This is a genomic window from Curtobacterium sp. NPDC086286, assembly GCF_044746255.1.
Lineage (GTDB): Bacteria > Actinomycetota > Actinomycetes > Actinomycetales > Microbacteriaceae > Curtobacterium.
The window spans coordinates 87,495-110,945 of sequence record NZ_JBIVBW010000010.1 but is presented as its reverse complement, the minus strand read 5'-3'; the positions used below and the strand labels follow the sequence as shown (position 1 = coordinate 110,945).

Genomic DNA, 23,451 nt, shown 5'->3' with positions numbered 1-23,451 from the left:
GAGGTCAGGTCACCGTCCCGTGTGCGTGGTCAGCTCGGACGTCCGGGTCAGGAAGCCGATGATGAAGCCGAGTCCCCACCCGACGTGGATGCACGGCAGCACCACGACGAGCCAGAGGAGCGTCGGCAGCCCCGACCGCCGGGCGACCGCGACGGCCCCCAGCACGACGAAGACGATGTAGACGGCGGGCACCACGAAGCCGAGCAGCGCCCACGCCGCCCCCGTCCCGAGTGCGGCGCCGATGATCCCGACGATGCCGGCGACGATGCCGAGCGCCATCGCGGCGACCATGGCCGGGGGCACGAAGTAGCGCAGGCCGTTGTTGGCGGGGAACCGGCGGGCGAGCTCGCCGCGCCACAGCCCCGTGGCGACGAACTGCCGGACCAGACGCTTCAGGCTCGGCCGCGGGCGGTACGTGACGACGAGCTCCGGGGTGAACCACACCGTGCCACCGGTCTGCCGGAGGCGCCGGTTGAGCTCCCAGTCCTGGCCGCGCTTGATGCCCTCGTCGAACAGCCCGACCTCGAACAGTCGGTCACGCCGGAACACGCCGAGGTACGCCGTCTCGGCCGGACCGGCCTGGCCGCCGACGTGGTGCGGCGTACCACCGAGCCCGACGCGGCTGCCGTACGCCAGCGCCACGGCGCGTTCGAACGGGGTCCGCCCCTCGGCGCGCATGATCCCGCCGACGTTGTCCGCGCCCGACTCCTGCAGCACGCGCACGGCGATCCGCGTGTAGTCCTGCGGCAGCACCGAGTGCGCGTCGACACGGACCACGACGGGGTGCACGGACGCGCGGATCGCCACGTTCAACCCGGCGGGCGTGGAGCCGGCGGGGTTCTCGATCGCGCGGATCCGGGGGTCGGCCGCGCTCATCTCGGCGACGAGTTCGTTGGTGCCGTCGATCGACGGGCCGAGGGCGAGGATGACCTCGAACGGACCGGAGTAGTCCTGCTCGAGCAGACTCTGGACGGCTGCCCGGACCTCGGTGACCTCGTTGAGGACGGGCATCACGTACGAGACGCCCGGCAGGGGCTGTCCGTCTGTCTGCATCGGTACCTCGGGGTCCTCACCTGGGTGCACGGGACGCACCGCGGACGGTGCCGCCCCGCAAGAGCGACCCTGAGCCTATCAAGTCGCCGCGGGTCGTCGGGGCGACCGGCAGACGGACGGGAGGCACGGTGCCAGCTGGCACCGCGCCTCCCGTCCGTCGCTGGTCGCGTCAGCCCTTGTAGGTGCCGAGCGTGACGTCCGCCTCGCGCGTCTCACCGCCGCGGATGAAGGTGATCGTGGTCTTCGCACCACCGGCGAAGTACCGCACCTGTGCCGTGAGGTCGGTCGCGTCGGACACCGTCGCCGAGCCGATCTTCGTGACGACGTCGCCCTTCTGCAGGCCGGCCTTGGCAGCCGCGCCACCGGACGACACCGACTTGATGAGGCCGCCCATCTGCGTGGCGTTCGCGTCCTCGGCGGCGTCGCCCACGGTCGCACCGAGCAGCCCGTGCGTGGCGGAGCCGTTGTCCTTGATCTCGTTCGCGACCCGCTTGACGAGGTTCGACGGGATCGAGAAGCCGACGCCGATGCTGCCGGACTGGCTCGACGACGAGTCGGACGAGCTGCCCGCGCTCGCGATGGCCACGTTGATGCCGATGAGCTTGCCCTTGGAGTCGAGCAGCGCACCACCCGAGTTGCCGGGGTTGATCGACGCGTCGGTCTGGATGACCGGCAGCGAGACGGTGCTGTTCGTCGACGAGTCGCTGCCGTTGCCGCCGTTGCCCCAGAAGTCGAAGGGACCGCCGCTCGAGCCGTTCCCGCCCTCGTTCGAGTCGCCGCCCTCGGTGGGAGCGCTCGAGGTGACCTGGATGCTGCGGCTCAGGGTCGAGACGATGCCGTCCGTCACCGTGTTCGACAGGCCGAGCGGCGCACCGATCGCAACCGCGGTGTCGCCGACGTTGAGGTCGGACGAGTCCGCGAAGCTGATCGGCTTCATGTCGGTCGCGTCGATCTTGATGACCGCGAGGTCGACCGTCGGGTCCGTGCCGACGAGCTTCGCCGGGTAGATCTTGCCGTCCGACGTCGTCACCGTGATCGTGCCGTTGGAGCTGTCGCCGTCGAGAGTCACCACGTGGGTGTTCGTGACGATGTAGCCGTCCTTGCTGAAGACGACGCCGGAACCGGTGCCGGCCTCGCTGCTCGACGAGACGTTGATCGTGACCACCGAGGGGGTCGCCTGCGCGGCCACCGCGGTGACGACCGTGGCGTTGTTGTAGTCGTTGACGGTGAGGTTGCCGCCGCCCTGCGCGCTCGAGGACCCGACGACGTTGCCGCCGCCCTGCGTGTTGGACGCGGCGAGCCAGCCGGCGCCGCCGCCGACGAGGCCGGCGATGACGACGCCGGCGATGATCGGGAGGGCGAGGCGGCCGCGGCCGGTGCCGGTGCGGCGGCCGGGGGCTGCTGCTCCGGCGCCTGCTGCTCCGGCTGCGCCCGCTGCTCCGGCTGCTCCGGCGGCTCCGGTGTCGAAGTAGTGGCCGTTGCGCTGGTTCGAGCCGTCGACGTCGCCGAACGCGCTCGTGGGGGCCTGGGCCGACGGGGCTCCGGCGTACTCGGAGGCCGATGCCGGCGCCGAGGTCGGCTGGGCGTACTCGCCGTAGCGGGGCTGCTGGCCGTACTGCGCCTGCTGTCCGTACTGCGACTCGCCGTACTGCTGCCCGTACTGCTGCTGGCCGTACTGGGACTGGCCGTACTGCTGCTGGTCCTGGCCGTACTGCGGCTGGCCGTACTGCTGCTGGCCGTACTGCTGCTGGCCGTACTGGGACTGCTGCGCGTGGTCGGTGCCGTACGGGGTGGCGTGCGCACCGTACCCGGCCGGCGCCTGACCGTACTGGCTCGTCTGACCGTACTGGCTCGTCTGGCCGGCGTCGGAGTCGTGCTGGGACACCGTCGGGTACGGCGCCGTGTACCGGTCGGTCGGGTGGTCGTTCGAGGCCGCGATGACATCGGTCTCGCTCGCGGGAGCGATCACGTCGGTGTGGTCCGCGGAGCCGTCGTTCGGCGAACGGTCGCTCGTCGGAGCATCGCTGCTCGGAGCGTCGTCGCGGAACGCGTGGTCGAAGTGCTCGGAGTCGTTCGGCGAAGCGTCCTCGGATGCGGCCTTCGCGGCCGCGTCGTCCGGACGGATGTCGTCGCCCTGCCCGTTGGGCGTGGTGTCGGTCATGCTGGACGTGCTCCTTTCAAGCTCGTGCAGTCTGTCGCACCCACCTGAGCGGTGCTCCTGGTGACGCTGCAAGCGACCTATGGCGATCTTATGCGTGGGCTGTGCGGCCGTTCCCGAGATGCCCTCGGCCCGGCCGCTAGGTTGGGGTCCGTTCAGCGCCGCGAGTGCGGTCGACACCTCGGAGGGAACCACATGCGTCACGCAGGACCCTGGTTGCGAGCAGCAGAGGGAGCGATGCTCCTCGGCCCGGACGGCGTCCCCGCGCCGACGGTGTTCGCCGAGATGAGTGCGCTCGCGGCGGCCACGGGCGCGGTCAACCTCGGGCAGGGATTCCCGGACGAGGACGGTCCCGCCGAGGTCCTCGAGGCAGCGGTCGGAGCCATCCGCGACGGCCTCAACCAGTACCCGCCCGGACGCGGGACCCCGGACCTCCGGGCGGCCATCAGCGAGCACCAGGCCCGGTGGTACGGCCTGGAGGTCGATCCCGACCGCCAGGTGCTCGTCACCGCCGGCGCGACCGAGGCCCTCGCCGCGACGCTCCTCGCCCTGGTGGAGCCGGGCGACGAGGTCATCACCTTCGAACCGTTCTACGACGCGTACGGCGCGCTCATCGGTCTCGCCGGCGGCACCCACGTGACGGTGCCGCTGCGGGCGCCCGACTTCCTCCCGGACGAGGACACCCTCCGCGCCGCGTTCTCCGACCGGACCCGTGCGGTGCTCGTGAACACCCCGCACAACCCGACCGGCCGTGTCCTCCCGACGGAGGTGCTCACCACGATCGTCGAACTGGCCACGAAGTACGACGCCGTGATCGTCACCGACGAGGTGTACGAGCACCTGACCTTCGACGTCCCGCACGTCCCGATCGCCACCCTGCCCGGTGCCGCCGATCGCACCGTGACCATCTCGAGCGCTGGGAAGACCTTCAGCACCACCGGCTGGAAGATCGGCTGGCTCACGGCGGCACCGGCGCTCGTCGACGCGATCACCACCGTGAAGCAGTTCCTGACGTTCGTGAACGGCGCGCCCTTCCAGCCCGCGGTGGCGACCGGGCTCCGGCTGCCGGACAGTGTGTTCGCCGGCATCGCCGCCGAGCTGTCCGCCAAGCACGACTTGCTCGCCGCGGGACTCCGAGCGGCCGGCTTCGAGGTGATGCGCCCGGACGGCGGGTACTTCGTCATCGCCGACACGGCCGCACTCGGGTACGAGGACGCCCGGGCGTTCTGCCTGCAGCTCCCCGAGCTCGCCGGGGTGGTCGGTGTCCCGGTCTCGGCGTTCGTCCGACCCGATCACGCCGCCGGCTACCGGTCACTCGTGCGGTTCGCCTTCTGCAAGCGGCGCTCGGTGCTCGAGGACGCCGCCGCTCGGCTCGCCGGTCTCGCCCTGCGCGGCTGACTCCCCCGCGGTCGGGCGGGCGGACCGGACCCGCCCGCCACCGCGAGCGGGCGGTATCAACCCGACCCGCGCCTCCAGGCCCACGCATTTCGCCCGCTCGGCGCCGGCGCGACCGCGCCCCACCGCGAGCGGGCGGAACAGTGCCCGTCCGCGCCTGCCGGGCGGCGCATTTCGCCCGCTCGGCACGAGCACCGCCGCGCCCCAACGCGAGCGGGCGGAATCGACGCTGCTCGCGCCTCCAGGCCCACGCATTTCACCCGCTCGGCACGAGCGCCACCGCGCCCCAACGCGAGCGGGCGGAATCGACGCTGCTCGCGCTTCCGTGCCCACGCATTTCACCCGCTCGCCGCGAGCGCCACCGCGCCCCACCGCGAGCGGGCGGAGCAGTGCCCGCCCGCTCCGCCAGGCCCACGCATTTCGCCCGCTCGGCACGAGCGCCGCCGCGCCCCAACGCGAACGGGCGGAATCGGATCCGCTCGCGCCTCCAGAGGGGCGTATTTCGCCCGCTCGCGGGGGCGCAAATGCGCACACTTCGCCCGCCCAACGCCGCGCGGGTCAGGGGCGGGGCGTGACCTCGTAGCGGCGGAGCGCCAGCGACGGGTTCGTGCGGCGCACGGCGTCCGTCACGGCGGTGTCGATCCCCGCGACGAGCATCCCCGGGACCGCCCCGGCAGCGGCGACCGCGACGCCCGAGGGGTCGAGGACGACCGAGCCCCCGATGCCGATCGGCGGCGTCTGTCCCACCCCGACCACCCACACGGTGTTCTCGATGGCACGGGCGGTGAGCAGCGTCCTCCAGTGGTGCTCCTTGCCGGGGCCTCGGACCCACTCGGCGGGCAGGACCACGACGTCGGCGGCGCCGTGTTCGGGTGCGGCGAGGCGCCGGGTGACCTCGGGGAACCGCAGGTCGTAGCAGGTCTCGAGGGCGACGCGCAGCCCGCCGAGCTCGAACACCGGCAGCTGTTCGGGGTCGCCGGACTCGATGTGGTCCGACTCCTTCGAGCCGAACGCGTCGTAGAGGTGCACCTTCCGGTACGTCGCAGCGATCGACCCGTCGGGCAGGACCGCGACGAGGGTGTTCCGGAAGCGGTCCGGGACGTCAGCGGCTTCGGCGACGCCGACGACGAGGGCGATGCCGACCTCGCGGGCGACGGCCTGCAGACCGGTGACGAACGGACCGTCGAGCGGTTGGGCGGCGGCCACGAACCGGTCGTCGATCTCGGCGGTGAAGTACGAGGTGTACTCCGGCGTGACGAGGAGGTCGGCGTGTCGGGCGGCGGCGTCGACTGCCGCGGCGCGGACGGTCTCGAGGTTCGCGACGGGGTCGTCCACGGGTGCGAACTGCGCCGCGGCGACGGTGAGGGTGCCCATCCGCCGAGCGTACCGGGCGGCCCGAGACTCGGCTCCGCGGACATTCTTCGCGTAGTGCGGGCGCGAAACTGTCCGCCCGGCCGAGACTCGGGCGGACGTGCACACGCACCAGCCAGCACCCGCACACGAAGAAGGCCCCGGTCCGACTGGACCGGGGCCTTCTCTGTGACGCTTGGTTGCGGGGGCAGGATTTGAACCTACGACCTCTGGGTTATGAGCCCAGCGAGCTACCGAACTGCTCCACCCCGCGGCACGTTGAACAGCCTACACGGGGCCGTGGCGGGGCACAAATCGAGTGCCCCGCCACGGTGTGTCTAGTTCCCGCCCTCGGCCTCGGTGGCGGCCTGGATCGCGTCCTGCAGCCGCTGGTCGGCCTCGGCGGCGGCGACCAGGTCGTTGTCCGCGTAGGCGTCCTGGCGGTCTTGCAGCGCCTGCTTGGCGTCGTTCAGGGCCTTCTGCAGCGCCGCGTTGTCGACCGCGCCGGAGCCGGACGAGCCCGAGGACGCACCGGATTCGGAACCCGACGAACCCGAGTCCGACGAACCCGAGTCGGAACCCGACGACGCACCCGAGTCACCCGAGCCACCCGACGCACCGGAGTCACCGGCCGACGCACCCGAGTCGCCGCCGAAGAGGCTGTTGAGCGCCTCGTCGAGGGTGTCCTCGAACGCGATCTTGTCGCCGAACGCCACGAGCACCTTCTGCAGCAGCGGGTACGAGCCGCTCGACGTCGACTGCACGTACACGGGCTGCACGTAGAGGAAGCCGCCACCCACCGGGAGCGTGAGCAGGTTGCCCTGCTTCACGGTCGAGTTCCCGCGCTTCAGGATGTTCAGCTCCTGCGAGACGGTCGAGTCACCGTTGAAGAGACTCTGCACCTGCCCGGGCCCGGGGATGTTGTCCGTCTTCGGCATCGTCAACAGCGTGAGCTTGCCGTAGCCGGACCCCTTCTTGCCCTTCCCCGCGCCTCCGGCATCGGAGTCCACCGCGAGGTACCCGGTCAGCACGTTCCGGTTGTTCGCCCCGGCCGACTGCTGCGGGATGTAGGTCGTGTACAGCGTGTACGCGGTCCCCTGCCCCGGCACCTTCATCGTGAGGTAGTACGGGTCCTGCAGGTTGCCCTTGGCCGTCGTCGTGGTGGTCGCCCCGAGCGCGTTCGTGCCCGAGTTGGTCGTGGTCGACGCGTCCGAGGTGTCGGTGTCGTTCGTCCCCGAGGTCGGTTCCTGCGGCACGTTCCATGCGTCGTCACCCGAGTAGAACGAGTTCGCGTTCGTGACGTGGTAGGTGCCGAGGATCGACCGCTGCACCTTGAACAGGTCGGTCGGGTACCGCACGTGGTCGAGCAGCTCCGCGCTCATGCTCGACACGGGCTTCGTCGCCGTCGGGAAGATCTTCTGCCACGTCTTGAGCACCGGGTCCTTGGTGTCCCAGGCGTAGAGCGTCACCTTGCCCGTGTACGCGTCGACCGTGGCCTTCACCGAGTTCCGGATGTAGTTGACCTGGTCGGTCCGGTACGCCGAGCTCTCGGCGCCCGCGATCGTGTCGGAGAGGCTCTGGCTCTGCGAGTACGGGTACGCGTCGCTCGTCGTGTAGCCGTCGACGACCCACTGGATGCGGTGGTCGACGATCGCCGGGTACGCGTCGTTGTCGAGTGTCAGGTACGGCGCGACCTTCTGCACGCGCGTGATCGGGTCGCGGTCGTAGAGGATCTGCGAGTCCTGGTTCACGGCGTTCGACAGCAGGATCTGTTCGGACTGGAACTTCGCGGCGTAGACGAGCCGGTTGAAGAAGTTGCCGATGCTCGGGCCGCCGTCGCCGGCGTACGTCGTCGTGGCGTTGCCGCCGCTGTCGTCGTTCTCGTCCGAGCCGGACGGGTAGTCGAGCTCGACGTTCTTCGAGCCCTTCGGCGCACCGACGATCGAGTACGCCGGCGAGGTCTCGCCGAAGTACACGCGCTGCTGGAAGTCGCCGAGAGCACCGTTGGACGGGATCCCCGACTCGAGGAACACCGGCTTGCCGTCGCTGGCGCGCTGGTTGCCGTAGGCCGCCGTCACGCCGTAGCCGTGCGTGTAGACGAAGGCACGGTTGTACGGGGTGTTCGCCTGCGCGCTGAGGCCGTCGAGGTCGATGTCGCGGACCGCGATCACGGTGTCCTCGGTCTCGCCCTTGACGTCGTAGCGGTCGACGTCGAGTTCCTTCGGGAACTGGTAGTACTGCCGGTACTGCTGCAGCTGGCTGAAGGTGTCCGAGACGATCTTCGGGTCGATCAGGCGGATGTTCGCCGTCGTCTGGGCGTCCTGCGCGAGGGCGCCGGAGCTCGCCTCGGTCGTCGCGTCGTAGTTCTGCTCCTGGACGCCCGCGACACCGTAGGCGTCACGGGTCGCCTTGATGTTCCGCTCGATGTACGCGGACTCGAACGTCCGCTCCGAGGGCTTCACCTGCAGGCGCTGGACGATCCACGGGTAGATGCCGCCGATGACGATCGCCGCGACGAGCAGGAGCCCGGTACCGACGATCGAGATGCGCCAGCGGCCGATGACCGCGGTCACGATGAAGAGGATCGCCACGATCGCGGCGATGCCCGCCATGATCTCGCGACCCGGGATGACGGCGTTCACCTCGGTGTACTGCGCACCGGTGATGAGCGAGTTCGACTTCGTCAGCGCGGCGTACTGGTCGAGCCAGAGGCTCACGGCCTGCAGCGCGACGTAGACGGCGGCGGTGATCGCGAGCTGGATGCGCGCGGCCTTCGAGATCCGGACCTCGCGCCCGCCGAAGCGCATCGCGCCGTACAGGTAGCACGCGGCGAGCGCGGCCAGCCCGGCGATGAGCACCACGGCCGACGAGTAGGCCACGATCGCGCGCCAGAACGGCAGTTCGAACACGTAGAAGCCGATGTCGAGCCCGAACTGCGGGTCGGTCTTGCCGAACGGCGTCCGGTTGAAGTACTCGAGCACCATGGTCCACCGGCCGGCGGTCGACAGCCCGGCGAAGATGCCGAGCACGACCGGGATCCCGATCATGACGGCACGGCGCAGCGGCTCGATGACCTGCTGGTAGCGATCGAGCTGCGAGTTGAGCTTCGCGTAGACCGGCCGGAACCGGAACGCGATCGCGATGCTCGCGTAGACGGGCACCGCCATCCCGAGGAACCCGGCGAGGAACATCAGGGTCCCGGCGATCCACCGCGTGGTCAGGACCTGCTGGAAGCCGAGCTGCGCGAACCACGCGTAGTCGGTGTACAGGCTCGCGAAGATGAAGAAGGCGATCACCAGTGCGGCCAGCACGATGATCGTGACCACGATCGGGACCCGCGGCGAACGCCGCCCCGAGGTGGACGAGGTTGTCGTCACTTGATGTGCTCCAGACGTGTCGAACCGGCGGGCCCGGCGCGGCGGGCCGTCAGTGCATCGATCCTATGTGGCGCGAGCACCCCTGAAACTGTACGGAGGCTCAGGATGGTGGGTCGCGCCTCCTGGAACGCGGTTCGGGAGGCACGGATCGCGACGGCCGCGGACGTCGCCTGGAGCGCGTGGCCGGGTCTACGACGTGCAGCGCGCGAGCTTCGCGGTGCTCTTCCCGGAGGCGATCGTCTGCAGGTCGGTGACCGCCTGGTCGAGCGTGGCGACCTTGTAGACGTCGAGTCCGTCCGGGACGTGGCCGACGACCTCGCCGCAGTTGTCGGCCGGCGCGAGGAAGACGGTCGCGCCGGCGTCCTTCGCGCCGTAGAGCTTCTGCCGGATGCCGCCGATCGCGCCGACCTCGCCGTCGGCGGTGATCGTGCCGGTGCCGGCGACGTGCTTGCCGCCGTTGAGCTTGCCCGGCGTGATCTCGTCGATGATCCCGAGGGCGAACATCATCCCGGCCGACGGGCCGCCGACGTCCTGGAGCTCGATGGAGACGCGGAACGGGAAGTCGTACTGCTCGGTCACGCCCACGCCGATCAGGGCCGTGCCCTGCTCGCTCCGCGGCGTCAGTTCGACCGTCTTCTCGGCGCCGTCGCGTCCGACGACGACCGTCGCCGGGCCCGAGGTGCCGTGCTTCGCGACCAGCTCACGGAGCGAGGTGGCGTCGGCGTTCTCGGTGAGCGAGGTCCCGTCGAAGGAGCGGATGACGTCGCCCTTCTCGATGACGCCGTCGGCTGCCGAGCCCTTCTGGACCGTGCCGACCTCGAGGTCGGTGGGCAGTTCGTACCCCTGCTGGATGAGGGCCGCGGCCACGGCGGACTGCTGCGACTGCTGCATGTCGGCGGTGTCCTGCTGGTTGACCTGGTCGGTGGTGACGCCCTCGGGGTAGATCGCGGACGCCGGGATGACCGCCTCGGACTTCGTGAAGAGCGCCCGGATGACGCTCGTCCAGGAGGGGCGGTTCGTGGCGTCGCCCTGGATGCCGACGGTGAGCATGTCGAGTGCGCCGGCGGTGGGGTAGGTCGGGTGGCCGTCGACCTGGATGAGCTTGACCTGCTTCGCGTCCTTGCCCGTGCCCTGCTCCTGGGTCCCGATGGTGTTGTACACCGGGCCGGGGACCTCGATCAGGTAGGGGCTCGGCAGCAGGCTGGCGAGGAGCCCGAGGACGACGGCACCGATCACGAACGCCCAGCCGACGGTCCGGGAACGGGGACGACGGCGGGGCTCGGCGGCGAAGAGGGTCACGAGAACGTCCTTCCACGGGGGCTGTTCGCCCTCGGCGCAGCGGTTCGGGCGTTCCCACGGGGGCGTCCCAGGCGCGGCCCCGTGAGCAGCGATTAGCGTAGTCGTCATGCCTGATGAACCGCAGCCGGGGCCGGACGACGACTTCCAGGAGATGCTCCGGAAGCTCCTCTCCGGCGAGGGCCAGATCGACCCGTCGCAGCTCGCCGGTGCCGCCGGACTGCCGAACGACCCGGCCTTCGTCGCGAACCTGATGAGCCAGCTGCAGCGTGCCGCGCAGTCGGGCGGTGACGGCATCGACTTCTCCGTCGCGTCCGAGCGCGCCACCGCGATCGCCCGTGAAGGTGGCCACCCGGTCGACCCCGCGACCTCGCAGGCGGCCGACCAGGCGTTCCAGGTCGCGGCGCTCTGGCTGGACGAGGCCACCTCGGTCGCCGAGCTCACCGCGACGCCGAGCCTCTACACGCGCGAGCAGTGGGCGAAGGCGACGACGCCGGTGTGGGCGCAGATCGCCGAACCCGTGGCGCTGAGCATCTCGAACGCCCTGACCGAGGCGATCGAGCAGCGTGCCCCGGAGCAGCTCAAGGCGATGCTCGGCGACGTCTCGAAGGCGATGCGCGGCGTCGGCGGCGCACTGTTCGCGATCCAGCTCGGCCAGGTCGTCGGGCAGCTCTCGAAGGAGGTCGTGTCCGGCGGCGACGTCGGCGTGCCGCTCCTCGACGAGCAGGTCGCCGCACTCCTGCCGCAGAACGTGGCCGAGTTCGCCGAGGGACTCGACGTCCCCGAGGACGAGGTCCGCATCTACCTGGCCGTCCGGGAACTCGCGCACGCACGGCTGTTCCGTTCGGCCCGCTGGCTCCGCCTGCACATCATCTCGTCGATCACCGACTACGCGCGGGGCATCCACATCCCGTTCGACCGCGTCGAGGAGCTCGCGTCCGAGATCGACCCGACGAACCAGGAACAACTCCGCGACGCCCTCGCGTCCGGTGCCCTGATCCCGCCGCGCACCGAGGAGCAGGAGGCCGCCCTCGCCCGCCTCGAGACGATGCTCGCGCTCGTCGAGGGCTGGGTCGACACCGTGACCGCCGCCGCCACCGAGCGTCTGCCGAAGTCCGGCGCGATCGCCGAGATGGTCCGTCGTCGTCGCGCTGCCGGCGGTCCGGCCGAGTCCGCGTTCGCCACCCTCGTCGGTCTCGAACTGCGTCCCCGTCGCCTCCGCGAAGCCGCGGCGATGTGGCAGCGGGTCACCGACGAGCTCGGCACGGAGCAGCGCGACGCGCTCTGGTCGCACTTCGACGCGGTCCCGACCTCAGACGACATCGACGCGCCGGACGCCTTCGTGGCCCGGCTGCGCCACCCCGGCCGCTCCGCCGAGGACGACGAGTTCGACAAGGCGCTCGAGGACCTGCTAAACGACGCCACCGGTGACCGTCCGCGCGAGGACGAGTCCGGCAACGTCGACGAGGGCGACGCTCCGAAGTAGTTCTCCACAGATCCGCCGTCCCTGTCCCGCGCGGGCGCCCGGTCCGCCAGCGTGGGGGCATGGGCATCCGCATCGATCCGACCCTCGAGTTCGTCTGGCGCGACCCGACCACCGTCCAGCTCGGGGTCGATCCGCCGCGCGCCGTCGTGCCGGTCCCGAGCACGGCCGAGGAACGGTTCCTCTGCGCACTCCGTCGCGAGACCGGCCGTGACGCGCTCTCCGGGGTCGCCGCGGCGAGCGGGTGTCCACCCGGTCTCGCCGCGCGCGTCCTCGGGGACGCCTCGCCCGCGGTCGTCGACGTCCTGCCCGAACCGCTGGCCCGGGTCGAGGTGCACGGCACCGGGACCCTGCCGGACGCGGTCGCCGAACTGCTCTCGGGCGAGGGCGTCACGGTCGCACGCACGACGGCGCCGCGGGGCGGACCGGTGACCGTCCCCGACCCGGATCCCCAGCTCGCCGTGGTGGTGGCCGACCACGTCGTCGACCCGGCGGTCCGCGCGGCCTGGACCCGGCGGGGCACCGCGCACCTGCCGGTCGTCGTCGGGGACGGACGCGTGCGCCTCGGGCCGTTCGTCGTCCCGGGTGCCGGGCCGTGCCTCCAGTGCGTCGAGTACGCGCACGTCGACGACGACCCGTGCTGGCCGGCCATCGCGGCGCAGGTGTGGGGCCGCCCCGCGGCACCGCTCTCGCCCTACCGGATCGCGGCGGTCGCGGCGGCGGCGACCCGGATGCTCCTCGAACGGCTGCCGTCCCGAACCCAGCACCCCGGTCCGGACCAACTGGTCTTCGACCGCGACGACCTGTCGGTCAGTCGGCTCCCGGTGACGTTCCATCCGCGCTGTTCGTGCCGAGCGCTGCCAGGAACCGACTCGCCACCCGGGCTCCCCCACGCGTGGAACCCTGTCGCGACCACGTGACCGTCACCGACCGGCGGGCACGGGTCAGCCCGACGTAGAAGAGCCGGCGTTCCTCGTCGATCTCGGCGTCGGTGGTGGCGTACGAGATCGGGAGCAGCCCCTCGGCCGCACCGATCACCACGACGTGCGGCCACTCCAGACCCTTGGACGAGTGCAGCGTGGCGAGGGTCACGGCGTCCAGCTCCGGCTCGTGGTGCGTCGCGGCACGGTCCACCAGGTCCTGCGTGAACTGCTGCATCGTCGTGCCGGCGGGAGCGTCCTCGGCGAGGCCCATGATCGCCTGCAGCGCTTCCCACTGCTCGCGCACGGCGCCGGTGCCCTCCGGTGGCGTCGGCGTCCACCCGCTCACCTGCAGCACGAGGCCGACCCGCCGGGTGAGCTCGTCGTCGGTCTGCCGGACGGCCTCGCCCCGCATGTGGTGCACCGCGAGCTTGACCTCGGGGCGGTCGAAGAAGCGGGTGCCGCCCTGGACCCGGTACGGGATGCCCGCGCGTCCGAGCGCCGACTCGACCGCGGCGGCCTGGGCGCCGAGGCGGTAGAGGACCGCGACGTCCCCGTAGGACGCGCCCGAGGCAGGGTCGGCGACCAGCGACGCGATGGTCCGGGCGACCGTCTGCGCCTCGTCGCCGTCGTGCACGCACGCCACCACCTCGGGCCGTGGTCCGGGCTCGGTGTGCTGCGCGACGAGGTCGAGGGCGCCCGGTTGCCCGCGCATGAGCGCGTTCGCGGCGTGCACCACCTCGCGCGTGGAGCGGTAGTTCCGCTCGAGCCGCAGCACGGATCCGCGGGGGAACTCCGAGCCGAAGCCGAGCAGGTAGCGACTCGACGCCCCCGCGAACGAGTAGATCGTCTGGCTGGCGTCGCCGACGACGCAGACGTCGTCCCGGCCGCCGAGCCACGCGCGCAGGAGGTCGTGCTGCACGGGCGAGACGTCCTGGTACTCGTCCACGACGAAGAAGCGGTACTGCTGCCGGACGTACGACGCCACCCGGGGTTCGGACTCCACCATGCCGAGCGTCGCGAGCAGGACGTCCTCGAAGTCGAGCTGCCGCCGGTCGTCCTTGAGCTGCTCGTACGCGCGCATGAGGTCGAGGACCCGGCGCGGCGCGGTGTCGCGCGGCATGACCCGTTCGGCCGCCGCGGCCTCGTACTCGTCGTACGAGAGCATCTGGACCTTCCGCCACTCGACCTCGCCGGCCAGGTCGCGGAGCGTCGGGGTGTCCACCCGCAGGCCGACCGTGTCCGCCGCGTGCGCGATCATCCGGCCCTTGGACTCGACGATCTTCGGGGCGTGTCCGCCGACGGTGTCCGGCCAGAAGTAGCTGAGCTGCGCCATCGCCGCGGCGTGGAACGTGCGGGCCTGCACCGTGCCCGCGCCGAGGGAGCGCAGCCGCGACCGCAGTTCGCCGGCCGCCCGGGTGGTGAAGGTCAGGGCGAGGACGTGGTTCGGCGCGTAGGTGCCGGTGGCGACGCCGTACGCGATGCGGTGCGTGATGGCGCGGGTCTTGCCGGTGCCGGCGCCGGCGAGGACGGCCACGGGACCGAGCAGGGTCCGGGCGACGGTGCGCTGTTCGGCGTCGAGGGCGGCGAGGAGCTCGTCCGGCGACGGCGGTCGGAGCGGCTCGGCCCCGGCCCCGGCCCCGGCGGCGGCGCTGCTCACGGCAGGTCCAGCGGCCCGCCGTACCACTCTTCGATGATGGCGCGGGCGATCGACGTCTTGCCCGGCAGCAGCAGGGTGTCGCCCGCACGCTCCCGGATCTCGTCGCGCGAGAACCACCGGACGTCGAGGATCTCCACGCCGTCCGGCCGAGCCGTCGTCGGGTCCCCGTCCACCGCACGGGCGCGGAAGCCGAGCATGAGCGACGCCGGGAACGGCCACGGCTGCGAGCCGAGGTACTCGGGTTCCTCGACGCGGACGCCGGACTCCTCCCAGACCTCGCGCCGGACGGCGTCCTCGAGCGACTCCCCCGGCTCGACGAAGCCCGCGAGCAGCGAGTACCGGTCCGCGTCCCACGCCGCGTTCGACCCGAGCAGGATCCGATCGTCGGCGTCGGTGACCCCGACGATGATCGCCGCGTCGGTGCGCGGGAAGTGCTCGTGCCCCTCGGGATCGCGGCGCACCCAGCCGCCGGTGACCACGTCGGTCGCGGACCCGGTGCGGGGCGAGAAGCCGTGCACGGCGTGCCAGTTCGCCATCGCCACGGCCTCGACCGCGAGGCCCTGGTCGCGCGGCGACAGCTCGGTCCCGAACATCCGCAGGCTCTCCCACGCGTCGTCGGCCGGTTCGATCCGGGCGGCGGTCTCGGCGTCGAGGAACGCGGCGACGAACCGGGTGCCGGCGGGCGCATCGGGGGCGTCGGACACGGCACGACCGAGGTACAGCGTCACCGCGTCGACCGGCACGGCATCGGCGGAGACGAAGCGGAGGGCGCCGTCGGCGTTCCGCAGCATCTCGGAGCCGCGGACGGGCAGGTACCGGGTCGACGGGTCGTCCCGCAGCACCCGGTCGAGGTCGTCCGTCGTGCGGAACTCCGCGTCGCGGTCGAGGTCGTTGCGGGAGAGGGGCAGCCTCGCGGCGAACTCGACGGTCACGGCAGGGGGCTCCTCGGGTCGGATCGGGTCGGCGGTGCGGGAGCCCGGGCTGCCGCGGGCCAGCGTGGCGCACGCTCGACCACCGGCTGCGGACCTACCCTGAGGGGCATGGCGGGATCCCAGTTCACTCTAGCCGCGTTGGCGACCACGGCCGTCTCAGGCCTCGTCGTCACGGGCACGCGCACGCTCGGCTCGGCCGCGTCCGGGGACTACGAGTCGGCCGTCCTCCGCGACGCCGACGGCGCCTGGTCCGCGATCCGCCGTCCACGCAACCAGCGGGCCGAGGCCCGACAGTCCGCCGACCTCGTCGCGATCCGAGCGCTGAGCGCCGGGATCCGCACGCGCCTCCCGTTCGGCGTCGCCGAGTACCGCGGACAGGCGCCGATCGGCTCGACCCGCGCCATCGTCACCTCGTACCTGCCCGGGACGCACCCGAAGCTGCAGGCCCTCGTCGAACGACCGGAGCTCGCGACCAGCGTCGGCCGGGCGATCGCCGCGATCCACCAGCTGCCGACGAGCTTCGTCACCGACGCCGGCCTGCCGTCCCTCACCCCGTTCGAGGTCCTGCGCTCCGCCGTCTCCGTGATGGACCGCGCGGTCGCCACGAAGCTCGTCCCGGCGGCGCTCAAGGAGCGGTGGGAGGGCGCGGCACGCGACCAGCAGCTCTGGCAGTTCACGCCCACCGTCGTGCACGGGTCGCTCGGCACCGAGACGATCCTGGTCTCCGGTGACGACGTCTCCGGCGTCATCGACTGGGGCGAGCTGCGGCTCGGCGACCCGGCGAAGGACCTCGCGTGGGTGCTCGCCGGCCGCAAGGACGCGTTCGACACCGTCCTCAGCGCGTACGAGGCGAACGGCGGCGGCCGGGACCGGCAGCTCGCGCAGCGCGCGCGGGTGCACCACGAGCTCGAGACCGCGCAGTGGTTGCTGCACGGCGTGCAGGTGAAGAGCACCGAGGTCGTCGACGACGCGGTCGCGATGATGCACCGGCTGGTGGACGCGGTCCAGACGCCGAGCGCGGCACCGCTGCAGTCGGTCTCGCCGGAGACGATGGAGATCGGCGAGGTCGAGCAGCTGCTGTCGTCGACCGAGCGTCGGCACGGGTGACGCGCGTCGGCGCAGCTGACGCGCGTCGGCGCAGCTGACGCGCGTCGGCCCTGGAGGCGCGGCTCGCCCCCGCCCCGTCGCCGGCGGTCCGCCGCGCCACCGGTCCGGATCGAACCACGATTCCGACACGGAACCAGCGTCCGCGCGTGGTTCGACGTCGGATTCGTGGTTCGACCCGCGGGCCCGCGTCAGCGCGGCCGGCCGGCGCCGAGCCGGCGCCGGGCCGGCGTCAGCGCGGCCGGCCGGCGCCGGGCCGGCGTCAGCCGATCGCGTCCCGCCAGGCGCGCTCGAGTCCGGCGCGGTCGAGGAGTTCGCGCGGCCGGACCTCGAGGTCGTCGGCCACGAAGTAGAACACCGCGTCGACCTCGTCGATCGAACGCCCGGTGAACTCCGCGTAGGCGACCCGGTACAACGCGAGCTGCAGCTGCCGCTTCGCCAGGTCGTCGTCGCCCGACGGGGCCTTGCCGGTCTTCCAGTCGACGACCTCGGCCCGGCCGTCGATCTCGTACACCGCATCGAGCTTGCAGACGACGCTGTGGCCGAGGAACGGGATGTGGATCTCGCGCTCGACCTCGATCGGTGTCAGCTCCGCCCACCGTGACCGGGCGAAGGTCGCCTGGAAGTCGGCGAGCCGACGGGCGTCGTCGTCGGTGACCGCGACGTCCGCCGAGGCGTCGACCACGTCGTCCGGGTCGAGGTCGAGTTCGTCCGGCCAGGCGTCGAGCGTCTCGAGCGAACCGCCGCTGCGGGCACGCTGCTCGACCCACTGGTGGAAGAGCGTGCCGAGGCGGGTCGCGCGGTAGGGCCGCTCCGGCATCGGGCGCCGCAGCCGCTCGGCCACGGCGTCCGGTTCGGCCAGGTAGTCCTTGAACCCGGACGCCGGGACGCGGTGCGGGACGACCACCCGGTGCCGGGCCGACCGGTTCGCGGCGCGCTCGGCGAGCAGCAGGTCGATGTCGGCGCTGAACCGACCGGCCGCCCCGGGGTTGGCGTTCCGCACGCGGTCGGCGGCGGCGACCACCCGGGCGGCGCGCTGCCCGAACGGCACGTGCGGCCAGGACTGCGTGGCCCCGGCGTCACCGAGGGGGTTCTCCTCGTGCTCGGTCGTCTCGGGGACGGCGGCGGCGTCCACGACACCGGCGTCGACGAGGTCGCGCAGGTACCGACTCGGCTCGGTGGGTCGGACCCCGCCCGCCCAGAACGAGCCGGAGACGAGCAGGTCGTGCTTCGCCCGGGTGAGCGCGACGTAGGTGAGGCGACGCTCCTCGTCCTCGTTGCGGGCCTTCACCTGTTCCTTGTAGGCGTCGATCGCGAGCGTGACGTCCTTCTGCGTGTCGTGCCCGCGCCAGTCCAGTCGCGGCAGCTCGTCGGCGTCGCCCCGGAACTCGTACGGCAGCCGGCCGAAGCCGATCCACCCGGACGAGCCCTCCAGCGGGCGGGCCGGGAGCGCACCCTCGACCAGTCGGGGAACCGCCACGGCGTCCCACTCGAGGCCCTTCGACCCGTGGATCGTCAGGATCTGCACGGTGCCGGCCTCGGGCTCCTCGGAGCGGGGACCCATGTCGTCGCGACGGGCAGCGGCGTCGATCCAGCCGAGGAACGCGCCGAGGTCGGCTCGGTCGTCAGTCATCACGAAGCCCGCGAGCTCGTCGATGAAGGCGTCGAGGAACGCCCCGCTCCCCTGCTCGTGCGCGGCGACCTCGATGTCGAGCCGCATCTCCTGCACGACGAGCGTGACGAAGTCGACGAGGTCGCCGCTGGCCCGGGACCGGAGCGCCTGGAGCTGGCGGCCGAGGTCGCGCATCCGGAGGCGTCCGGTCTCGCTGATGTCGGCGAGCGCGCCGTGCTCGTCCGGGGCGGTGGCGACGAAGTCGAGGGCGTCGACGATCGAGCCGTGCTCCCCCGCGGCGACCGATGCCCGGAAGGCTGCGGTGACGTCGTCGTCGAGTCGCTGCTGGGTGTGGTCGCGGCCGAACAGCCAGCGGGCCAGGGCGTGCAGGGCGGCGATGTCCGCGGCGCCGATCCGCCACCGGGCGCCGGCGAGCAGCCGGATGAGGTCGTTGCCGGCGGCGGGGTCGTGCAGCACGCGGAGGCACGCGACGAGGTCGACGATCTCCGGCCGCTGCAGGAGTCCGCCGGTGCCGAGCACGTGGAACGGCACGCGACGGTCGCCGAGGGCGGCGGTGAACGCGGCGAGGTCCTTCCGCGAGCGCAGCAGGAGCGCCATCGACCCCGTCGGGTCGGCGGCGCGGCGCGCGGCGAACCACTCCGCCACGGCGGCGGCCTCGTCCGGGAGGGTCTCCGGGAACACGGCGTGGACCGTCCCGGCGTCCGCCCCGGGTCGGGGGACGAGGCGCTCGACGTCGACCTCGGACGCCTCGGACAGGGGCGCGACGACGGCGTTGGCGCTGGCGAGGACGTCGACCGGGTTCCGCCAGCTGGTGGAGAGCGCGAAGGTGACGGGGCGTGCGGCGTCGGCGCCGTCGTCGGACGTCCCGCCGAAGTCCCGCGGGAACCGGGCGAGGTTGGCGGCGCTCGCCCCACGGAACCCGTAGATGGACTGGTGGGGGTCGCCGACCGCCATCACCGGGTGCCCGCGGAAGAGCCGGGCGAGGAACCGCGTCTGCACGACCGAGGTGTCCTGGTACTCGTCGAGGAGCACGACGCCGTACCGCTGCCGGAGGTCGGTGACGACGCGCGGTGCCGACTCGGCCGCGGCGAGGGCGAGCGCGATCTGGTCGGAGAACTCCACGAACCCGCGGTCCACCTTCTGCCGGCGGAACTCCTCGACCAGGTCGACGAGGGGCTCGAGGGCACCGATCGCGGCGACGGCGTCGGTGATCGCCTTGTACGCGCCACCGCGGGCGTTCCCCGGCAGCTGGAGCAGCTCGGCGAACTCGATCGCGAACCGACGCAACCGCTCCGGTTCGACGAGGTGCTCGGACACCGCGCCGGCGAGCGAGACGACCGCGGCGGTCACGGTGTCGACGTCGCGGTCGAGCCCGGCCAGCCGGTCGTCCCGCGCCGCGACGACGACCCGGCGCGCGAGCTGCCAGGCGGACGGTTCGGTGAGCACCTGGGACTCGCCGTCGCGGCCGACGAGCAGGGCGTTCTCGCGGAAGACCGAGTTGGCGAACGCGTTGTAGGTGGACACCGTCGGCGCCTCGAACGCGTCACCGGCCTCGAGCAGCCCGACGTCCTCGAGCGCGCGGATGCGGTCGTTGATGCGGACCGACAGCTCGCCGGCGGCCTTGCGGGTGAAGGTCAGGCCGAGGATGCCGTCGGGGCGGACCATCCCGTTCGCGAGCAGCCAGACGACCCGCGACGCCATCGTCTCGGTCTTCCCGCTGCCGGCTCCCGCGACGACGAGCGCCGGGGTGAGCGGGGACTCGATGACGGCGCGCTGCTGCGGCGTGGGGCGCGGGCGTCCGAGGGCGTCGGCGATCGCGTCGGCGTCGTGCCGGGGCGGCTCGACGCGGTCGGGGTCGGCGGTGCGGGCACCGTCGGGGCCGAGCAGCTGTTCCTCGTTCACCAGGTCACCTCACCCACGACGTGGATCCGGCACTCGACGCCGGTCCGGGCCTTCTCGCAGTGGTCGTCGACGTTCGCCAGGAAGGTCCGTCCGGCCATGCCCGTCGCCACGGTGTGCAGCCGCTGGCGGTAGGCCTCACGCGCCTCGTCGTCGAACGCCTGCTGCGTCCGCTCGGAGTAGGCACGGCCGCTGCGGGCGTTCTGCACGAACACGAGCCGGGCATCGGCCATCGCCGAGCCGGCGGGGACCCCCTCGACCGCGCCGTCCTCGACCGCGAGCTGGTACGCGCCGAGCTGGGGGTGTTCGGGCATGTCGTTCTTCTCGCTCGGCATCGAGCGCCCGGTCTTGAGGTCGACGACGCTGACACGGCCGTCCGGGGCGACCTCGATCCGGTCGATGCTGCCGCGCATCCGTGCCGGCCCGGTGACGAGCGCGAACGAGGTCTCGGCGCCGAGCAGTCGGCGTCCGGCGCTCGCGAAGGTGCGGAGGTAGTCGCTCAGTCCCTCGATCATGCGACGGGTGCGGGCGCGTTCGCGATCGGCGATCCAGGGCGACTCGAACGTCAGCTCGTCCCACCGGCCCTCGACGTGCTGCCACAGGGACTCCACGTCGACGGCGGTGGCGTGCTCCATGGTCTCGTGCACGATCGTCCCGATGCCCATCGCGGGGCTCGGGGCGCTGCCGCCGAAGGTCTGCACGAACCAGTGCACGGGACACTCCTCGAAGGTACCGATGCGGGAGGGCGAGACCGACACGGTCGGGGGCACGGGCTCGCCGCCCTCGTGCTCGGGTGCCGGCTCGGCGTCGAGGTCGACGAGCGGGTCGTCGGTCGAGGGCTCGGCGAGCCCGTACCAGTCGTCCGGAGCGGCGCCGGGGACCTCTGCCTCGGCCAGGCGCGCGAGGGCGGACGCGGCCTCGTGGTCGCCCGAGGCCACCACGCGCCGACGGAGCGATCCGGCGAGGCCGCGCAGGGACAGCGGGTGCACGGTCGGCTGCCGGTCGGGCGGCACGGGCACGAGGCGGACGAACGGCGAGGGCGACTCGTCGTCGTTCGCCACCGTCCCGATGATCACCTGGGTGGTGGCGCGGGACACCGCACGGGCGAACAGGCGGAGTTCGTCGGCGATCACGGCGGCGCGGTCGTCGATCGTCTCGTGGTCGATCCCCGCGGCGGCACGGACCAGGCCGTCGGGGTCGAGCAGGCTGCCCCGTACCCGGGTGTTCGGCCAGACGCCGTCCTGCAGCCCGAGCACCACGACGACGTCGCACTCGAGCCCGATCGTGGCCGAGGGGGTGAGCACGCGGACCCGGCCGGCGGTGCGGTCGGGCCCGATCGAGTCCTCGGGCAGGTCGGCGCCGAGCAGGTCGTCGACGAACACCCGCGCGGGGGCGTCCGGCGTCCGCTCGACGAACCGCTTCGCCGCGGTGAACAGCCCGACCACGGCGTCGAGGTGCCGGTCGGCCTCGGCCGCACCGACCCCGCCGGCGGCCGACTGGCCGCCCCAGGCGCCGGCGAGCCCGCTCCGTTCCCAGAGCCCCCAGAGGATCTCCTCGATGCTCGCACCGGACTCGGCGTCGTGGTGCGCCTGCACCAGGCTCCGTGCGAGCCGCGTCGCGCGTCGGGCGAACCCGGCGTCGACGGTCGCCAGGCGCTCGGGCGCGCCGAGTGCGTCCACGAGGAGTTCGTCGGCCGTGCGGGTACCGCCACCGGCCAGTTCTTCCCGCCGCAGCGCGAGGCGGAGTCGCCGCATCGCCAGGGTGTCGAGCCCGCCGAGCGGCCCGGTCGCGAAGGACGTCGCGAGCACCGGGTCGAGCGGGAGAACCCCGAGCGCGACGGCCGCGGCGTCGAGCAGGGACCGCGCCGCGGTGTCGTCGCGGGGTCGGACGGGCGCGGCCCCGGCGGTCGCAGGGACCTCGGCCACGGAGAGCGCGCGGACGAGCTCGGGGATCGCGGCACCGCTGCGGGTGACGACGGCCATCCGGTGCCACGGCACGCCGTCGAGCAGCCGGTGTTCGCGGAGCCGCCGGGCGATCGCGACGACGAGCGCGGCACGGCTCGCGCCCTCGAGGTGCACGACGGCGTCGGGGCGGGCGTCCGCCGTGGTCGCCACGGCGGTGCGCTGCCGTCCGGCCGCGGCGGCACCGATGCGCGCCGTGATGCCGGAGACGAGGGCGCGGACGGGTGCCGCGTGCCGGTGCACCGTGCCGAGGACCAGCTCGTCGACGCGGTCCACACCGAGCCGGGAGGCCAGGCGGCCGAGCACGTCGGGCTCGGCCCCGCGGAACGCCGACGCGGCGATGTCGGGGTCACCGAAGGCGACGATCTGCACGCCGGAGCGGGCGAGCGCCCCGAGCAGCGCGATCTCCCCCTCGACGAGCTCCTGCGTGTCGTCGACCACGACGAGGCGCAGCGCGGCGACGCTCGCCGGGACCTGCCCCCGCAGGACGGCGGCCGTGGCGTAGGCGACGAGTTCGGCGGCGTCGAGGCTGGTGGCCCGGAACGAGGTCACGGCGGCGCGGTACTCGTCGACGAAGTCCCCGACGGCCCGCCACTCCGGACGCCCGGTGTCGTCCCCGAGTTCGCGCATGTCCTCGGGTTCCACGCCCGCGGCGACCGCCCGCATCATGACGTCGCGCAAGGCGGTGCGGAAGCCGGCGCGTTCGCGGACGACGGCGGTGATCGGTGCCGGCCAGTCCGGACCCGTGCCGTCGGTCTCGTGCCCGTCGAGCAGGTCGGCGATGATGCGGTCCTGCTCGCCGCCGGTCAGGAGGGTCGGGGTCTCGAGGCCCTGGACGGCGGCGGCGTGCGCGACGAGCTGGAAGGCCAGCGAGTTCACCGTCCGTGCGAGTGCCCCCGGCATCACCCGGTCGACCGAGGCGGCGAGCCGGTCGCGGAGCGCGGTCGCGGCCGTGCGGGCGCTCGTCAGGGCGAGGACTGTGGCGTGACCGTCGGGCGAGATCGCGTCGTCGCGCGTGAGCCGTGCTGCCACCAGCCGCGACAGCGTGGTCGTCTTGCCGGTGCCCGGTGCGCCGATGACCGCGGCGTGCCGGCCGTCCGGCAGCGCGAGCACGGCGGCCTGCGACGGGTCGGACGCCAACGCCCGCGCGACGCCCGTGGCCTCGGGTGCGGGCGTGAGCGTCGTCTGGGGCACCCTCGTACGGTAACCGCAGCGACCGACAGTGCGCCT

At 72.7% G+C, this 23,451-nt stretch carries 13 protein-coding genes and 1 tRNA gene; 4 read left to right on the top strand and 10 right to left on the bottom strand.

Going from position 1 to position 23,451, the window contains the following annotated elements:
- Positions 1 to 9: 9 nt before the first annotated feature.
- A complete protein-coding gene (locus tag ACIPKM_RS17470; protein ID WP_092384174.1) occupies positions 10 to 1,053 on the bottom strand; it encodes a glycosyltransferase family 2 protein in 1,044 nt (347 codons plus the stop codon).
- Positions 1,054 to 1,222: 169 nt separating this feature from the next.
- Complete coding sequence (locus tag ACIPKM_RS17465) at positions 1,223 to 3,214, bottom strand: S1C family serine protease (RefSeq protein WP_402737208.1); 1,992 nt, start codon at positions 3,212 to 3,214, stop codon at positions 1,223 to 1,225.
- A gap of 192 nt (positions 3,215 to 3,406) precedes the next feature.
- Here ACIPKM_RS17465 and ACIPKM_RS17460 point away from each other — a divergent pair, with 192 nt between their 5' ends.
- Entirely contained in the window at positions 3,407 to 4,609 is a 1,203-nt protein-coding gene (locus tag ACIPKM_RS17460) for an aminotransferase class I/II-fold pyridoxal phosphate-dependent enzyme (RefSeq protein ID WP_402737207.1), read from the top strand.
- Positions 4,610 to 5,164: 555 nt separating this feature from the next.
- On the opposite strand, the gene ACIPKM_RS17455 is transcribed toward ACIPKM_RS17460, so the two are convergent.
- The 4 genes from ACIPKM_RS17455 to ACIPKM_RS17440 all read right to left on the bottom strand — a co-directional run bounded on the left by ACIPKM_RS17455 (position 5,165) and on the right by ACIPKM_RS17440 (position 10,632).
- Complete coding sequence (locus ACIPKM_RS17455) at positions 5,165 to 5,980, bottom strand: carbon-nitrogen hydrolase family protein (protein ID WP_402737206.1); 816 nt, start codon at positions 5,978 to 5,980, stop codon at positions 5,165 to 5,167.
- A gap of 173 nt (positions 5,981 to 6,153) precedes the next feature.
- A tRNA-Met gene (locus tag ACIPKM_RS17450) sits at positions 6,154 to 6,230 on the bottom strand.
- A gap of 64 nt (positions 6,231 to 6,294) precedes the next feature.
- Entirely contained in the window at positions 6,295 to 9,282 is a 2,988-nt protein-coding gene (locus ACIPKM_RS17445; RefSeq protein WP_402737205.1) for a UPF0182 family protein, read from the bottom strand.
- Between the two features lie 240 nt (positions 9,283 to 9,522).
- Entirely contained in the window at positions 9,523 to 10,632 is a 1,110-nt protein-coding gene (locus ACIPKM_RS17440) for a PDZ domain-containing protein (RefSeq protein ID WP_402737204.1), read from the bottom strand.
- A 106-nt stretch (positions 10,633 to 10,738) separates the two neighbouring features.
- Between ACIPKM_RS17440 and ACIPKM_RS17435 the strand changes: the two genes are divergently transcribed.
- Both ACIPKM_RS17435 and ACIPKM_RS17430 read left to right on the top strand, forming a co-directional pair.
- Positions 10,739 to 12,115 (top strand): zinc-dependent metalloprotease, encoded by a 1,377-nt coding sequence (locus ACIPKM_RS17435; RefSeq protein ID WP_402737203.1) that lies wholly within the window; start codon positions 10,739 to 10,741, stop codon positions 12,113 to 12,115.
- A gap of 59 nt (positions 12,116 to 12,174) precedes the next feature.
- Positions 12,175 to 13,032 carry a hypothetical protein gene (locus ACIPKM_RS17430; RefSeq protein WP_402737202.1) on the top strand — a complete coding sequence of 286 codons (858 nt, stop codon included), beginning with the start codon at positions 12,175 to 12,177 and terminating at the stop codon, positions 13,030 to 13,032.
- Here ACIPKM_RS17430 and ACIPKM_RS17425 read toward each other — a convergent pair.
- Together ACIPKM_RS17425 and nudC are read right to left on the bottom strand one after the other, a co-directional pair.
- Positions 12,923 to 14,692 (bottom strand): ATP-dependent helicase, encoded by a 1,770-nt coding sequence (locus ACIPKM_RS17425; protein WP_402737201.1) that lies wholly within the window; start codon positions 14,690 to 14,692, stop codon positions 12,923 to 12,925. The genes ACIPKM_RS17430 and ACIPKM_RS17425 overlap by 110 nt on opposite strands.
- Positions 14,689 to 15,624, bottom strand: coding sequence for an NAD(+) diphosphatase (gene nudC / locus ACIPKM_RS17420; protein ID WP_402737200.1), 936 nt, complete (start codon positions 15,622 to 15,624; stop codon positions 14,689 to 14,691). The genes ACIPKM_RS17425 and nudC overlap by 4 nt, the downstream gene beginning before the upstream one ends.
- Before the next feature lie 108 nt (positions 15,625 to 15,732).
- On the opposite strand from nudC, the gene ACIPKM_RS17415 reads away from it, so the two are divergent.
- Positions 15,733 to 16,731 carry a phosphotransferase gene (locus ACIPKM_RS17415; RefSeq protein ID WP_070416684.1) on the top strand — a complete coding sequence of 333 codons (999 nt, stop codon included), beginning with the start codon at positions 15,733 to 15,735 and terminating at the stop codon, positions 16,729 to 16,731.
- 259 nt (positions 16,732 to 16,990) lie between these two features.
- Here ACIPKM_RS17415 and ACIPKM_RS17410 read toward each other — a convergent pair whose 3' ends face one another.
- Positions 16,991 to 20,263 carry an ATP-dependent DNA helicase gene (locus ACIPKM_RS17410; protein ID WP_402737199.1) on the bottom strand — a complete coding sequence of 1,091 codons (3,273 nt, stop codon included), beginning with the start codon at positions 20,261 to 20,263 and terminating at the stop codon, positions 16,991 to 16,993.
- Positions 20,260 to 23,415: a PD-(D/E)XK nuclease family protein gene (locus ACIPKM_RS17405; RefSeq protein ID WP_402737198.1), complete on the bottom strand. Its 3,156-nt coding sequence runs from the start codon at positions 23,413 to 23,415 to the stop codon at positions 20,260 to 20,262. Before ACIPKM_RS17405 ends, ACIPKM_RS17410 begins: the two co-directional genes overlap by 4 nt.
- Between the last annotated feature and the right edge of the window lie 36 nt (positions 23,416 to 23,451).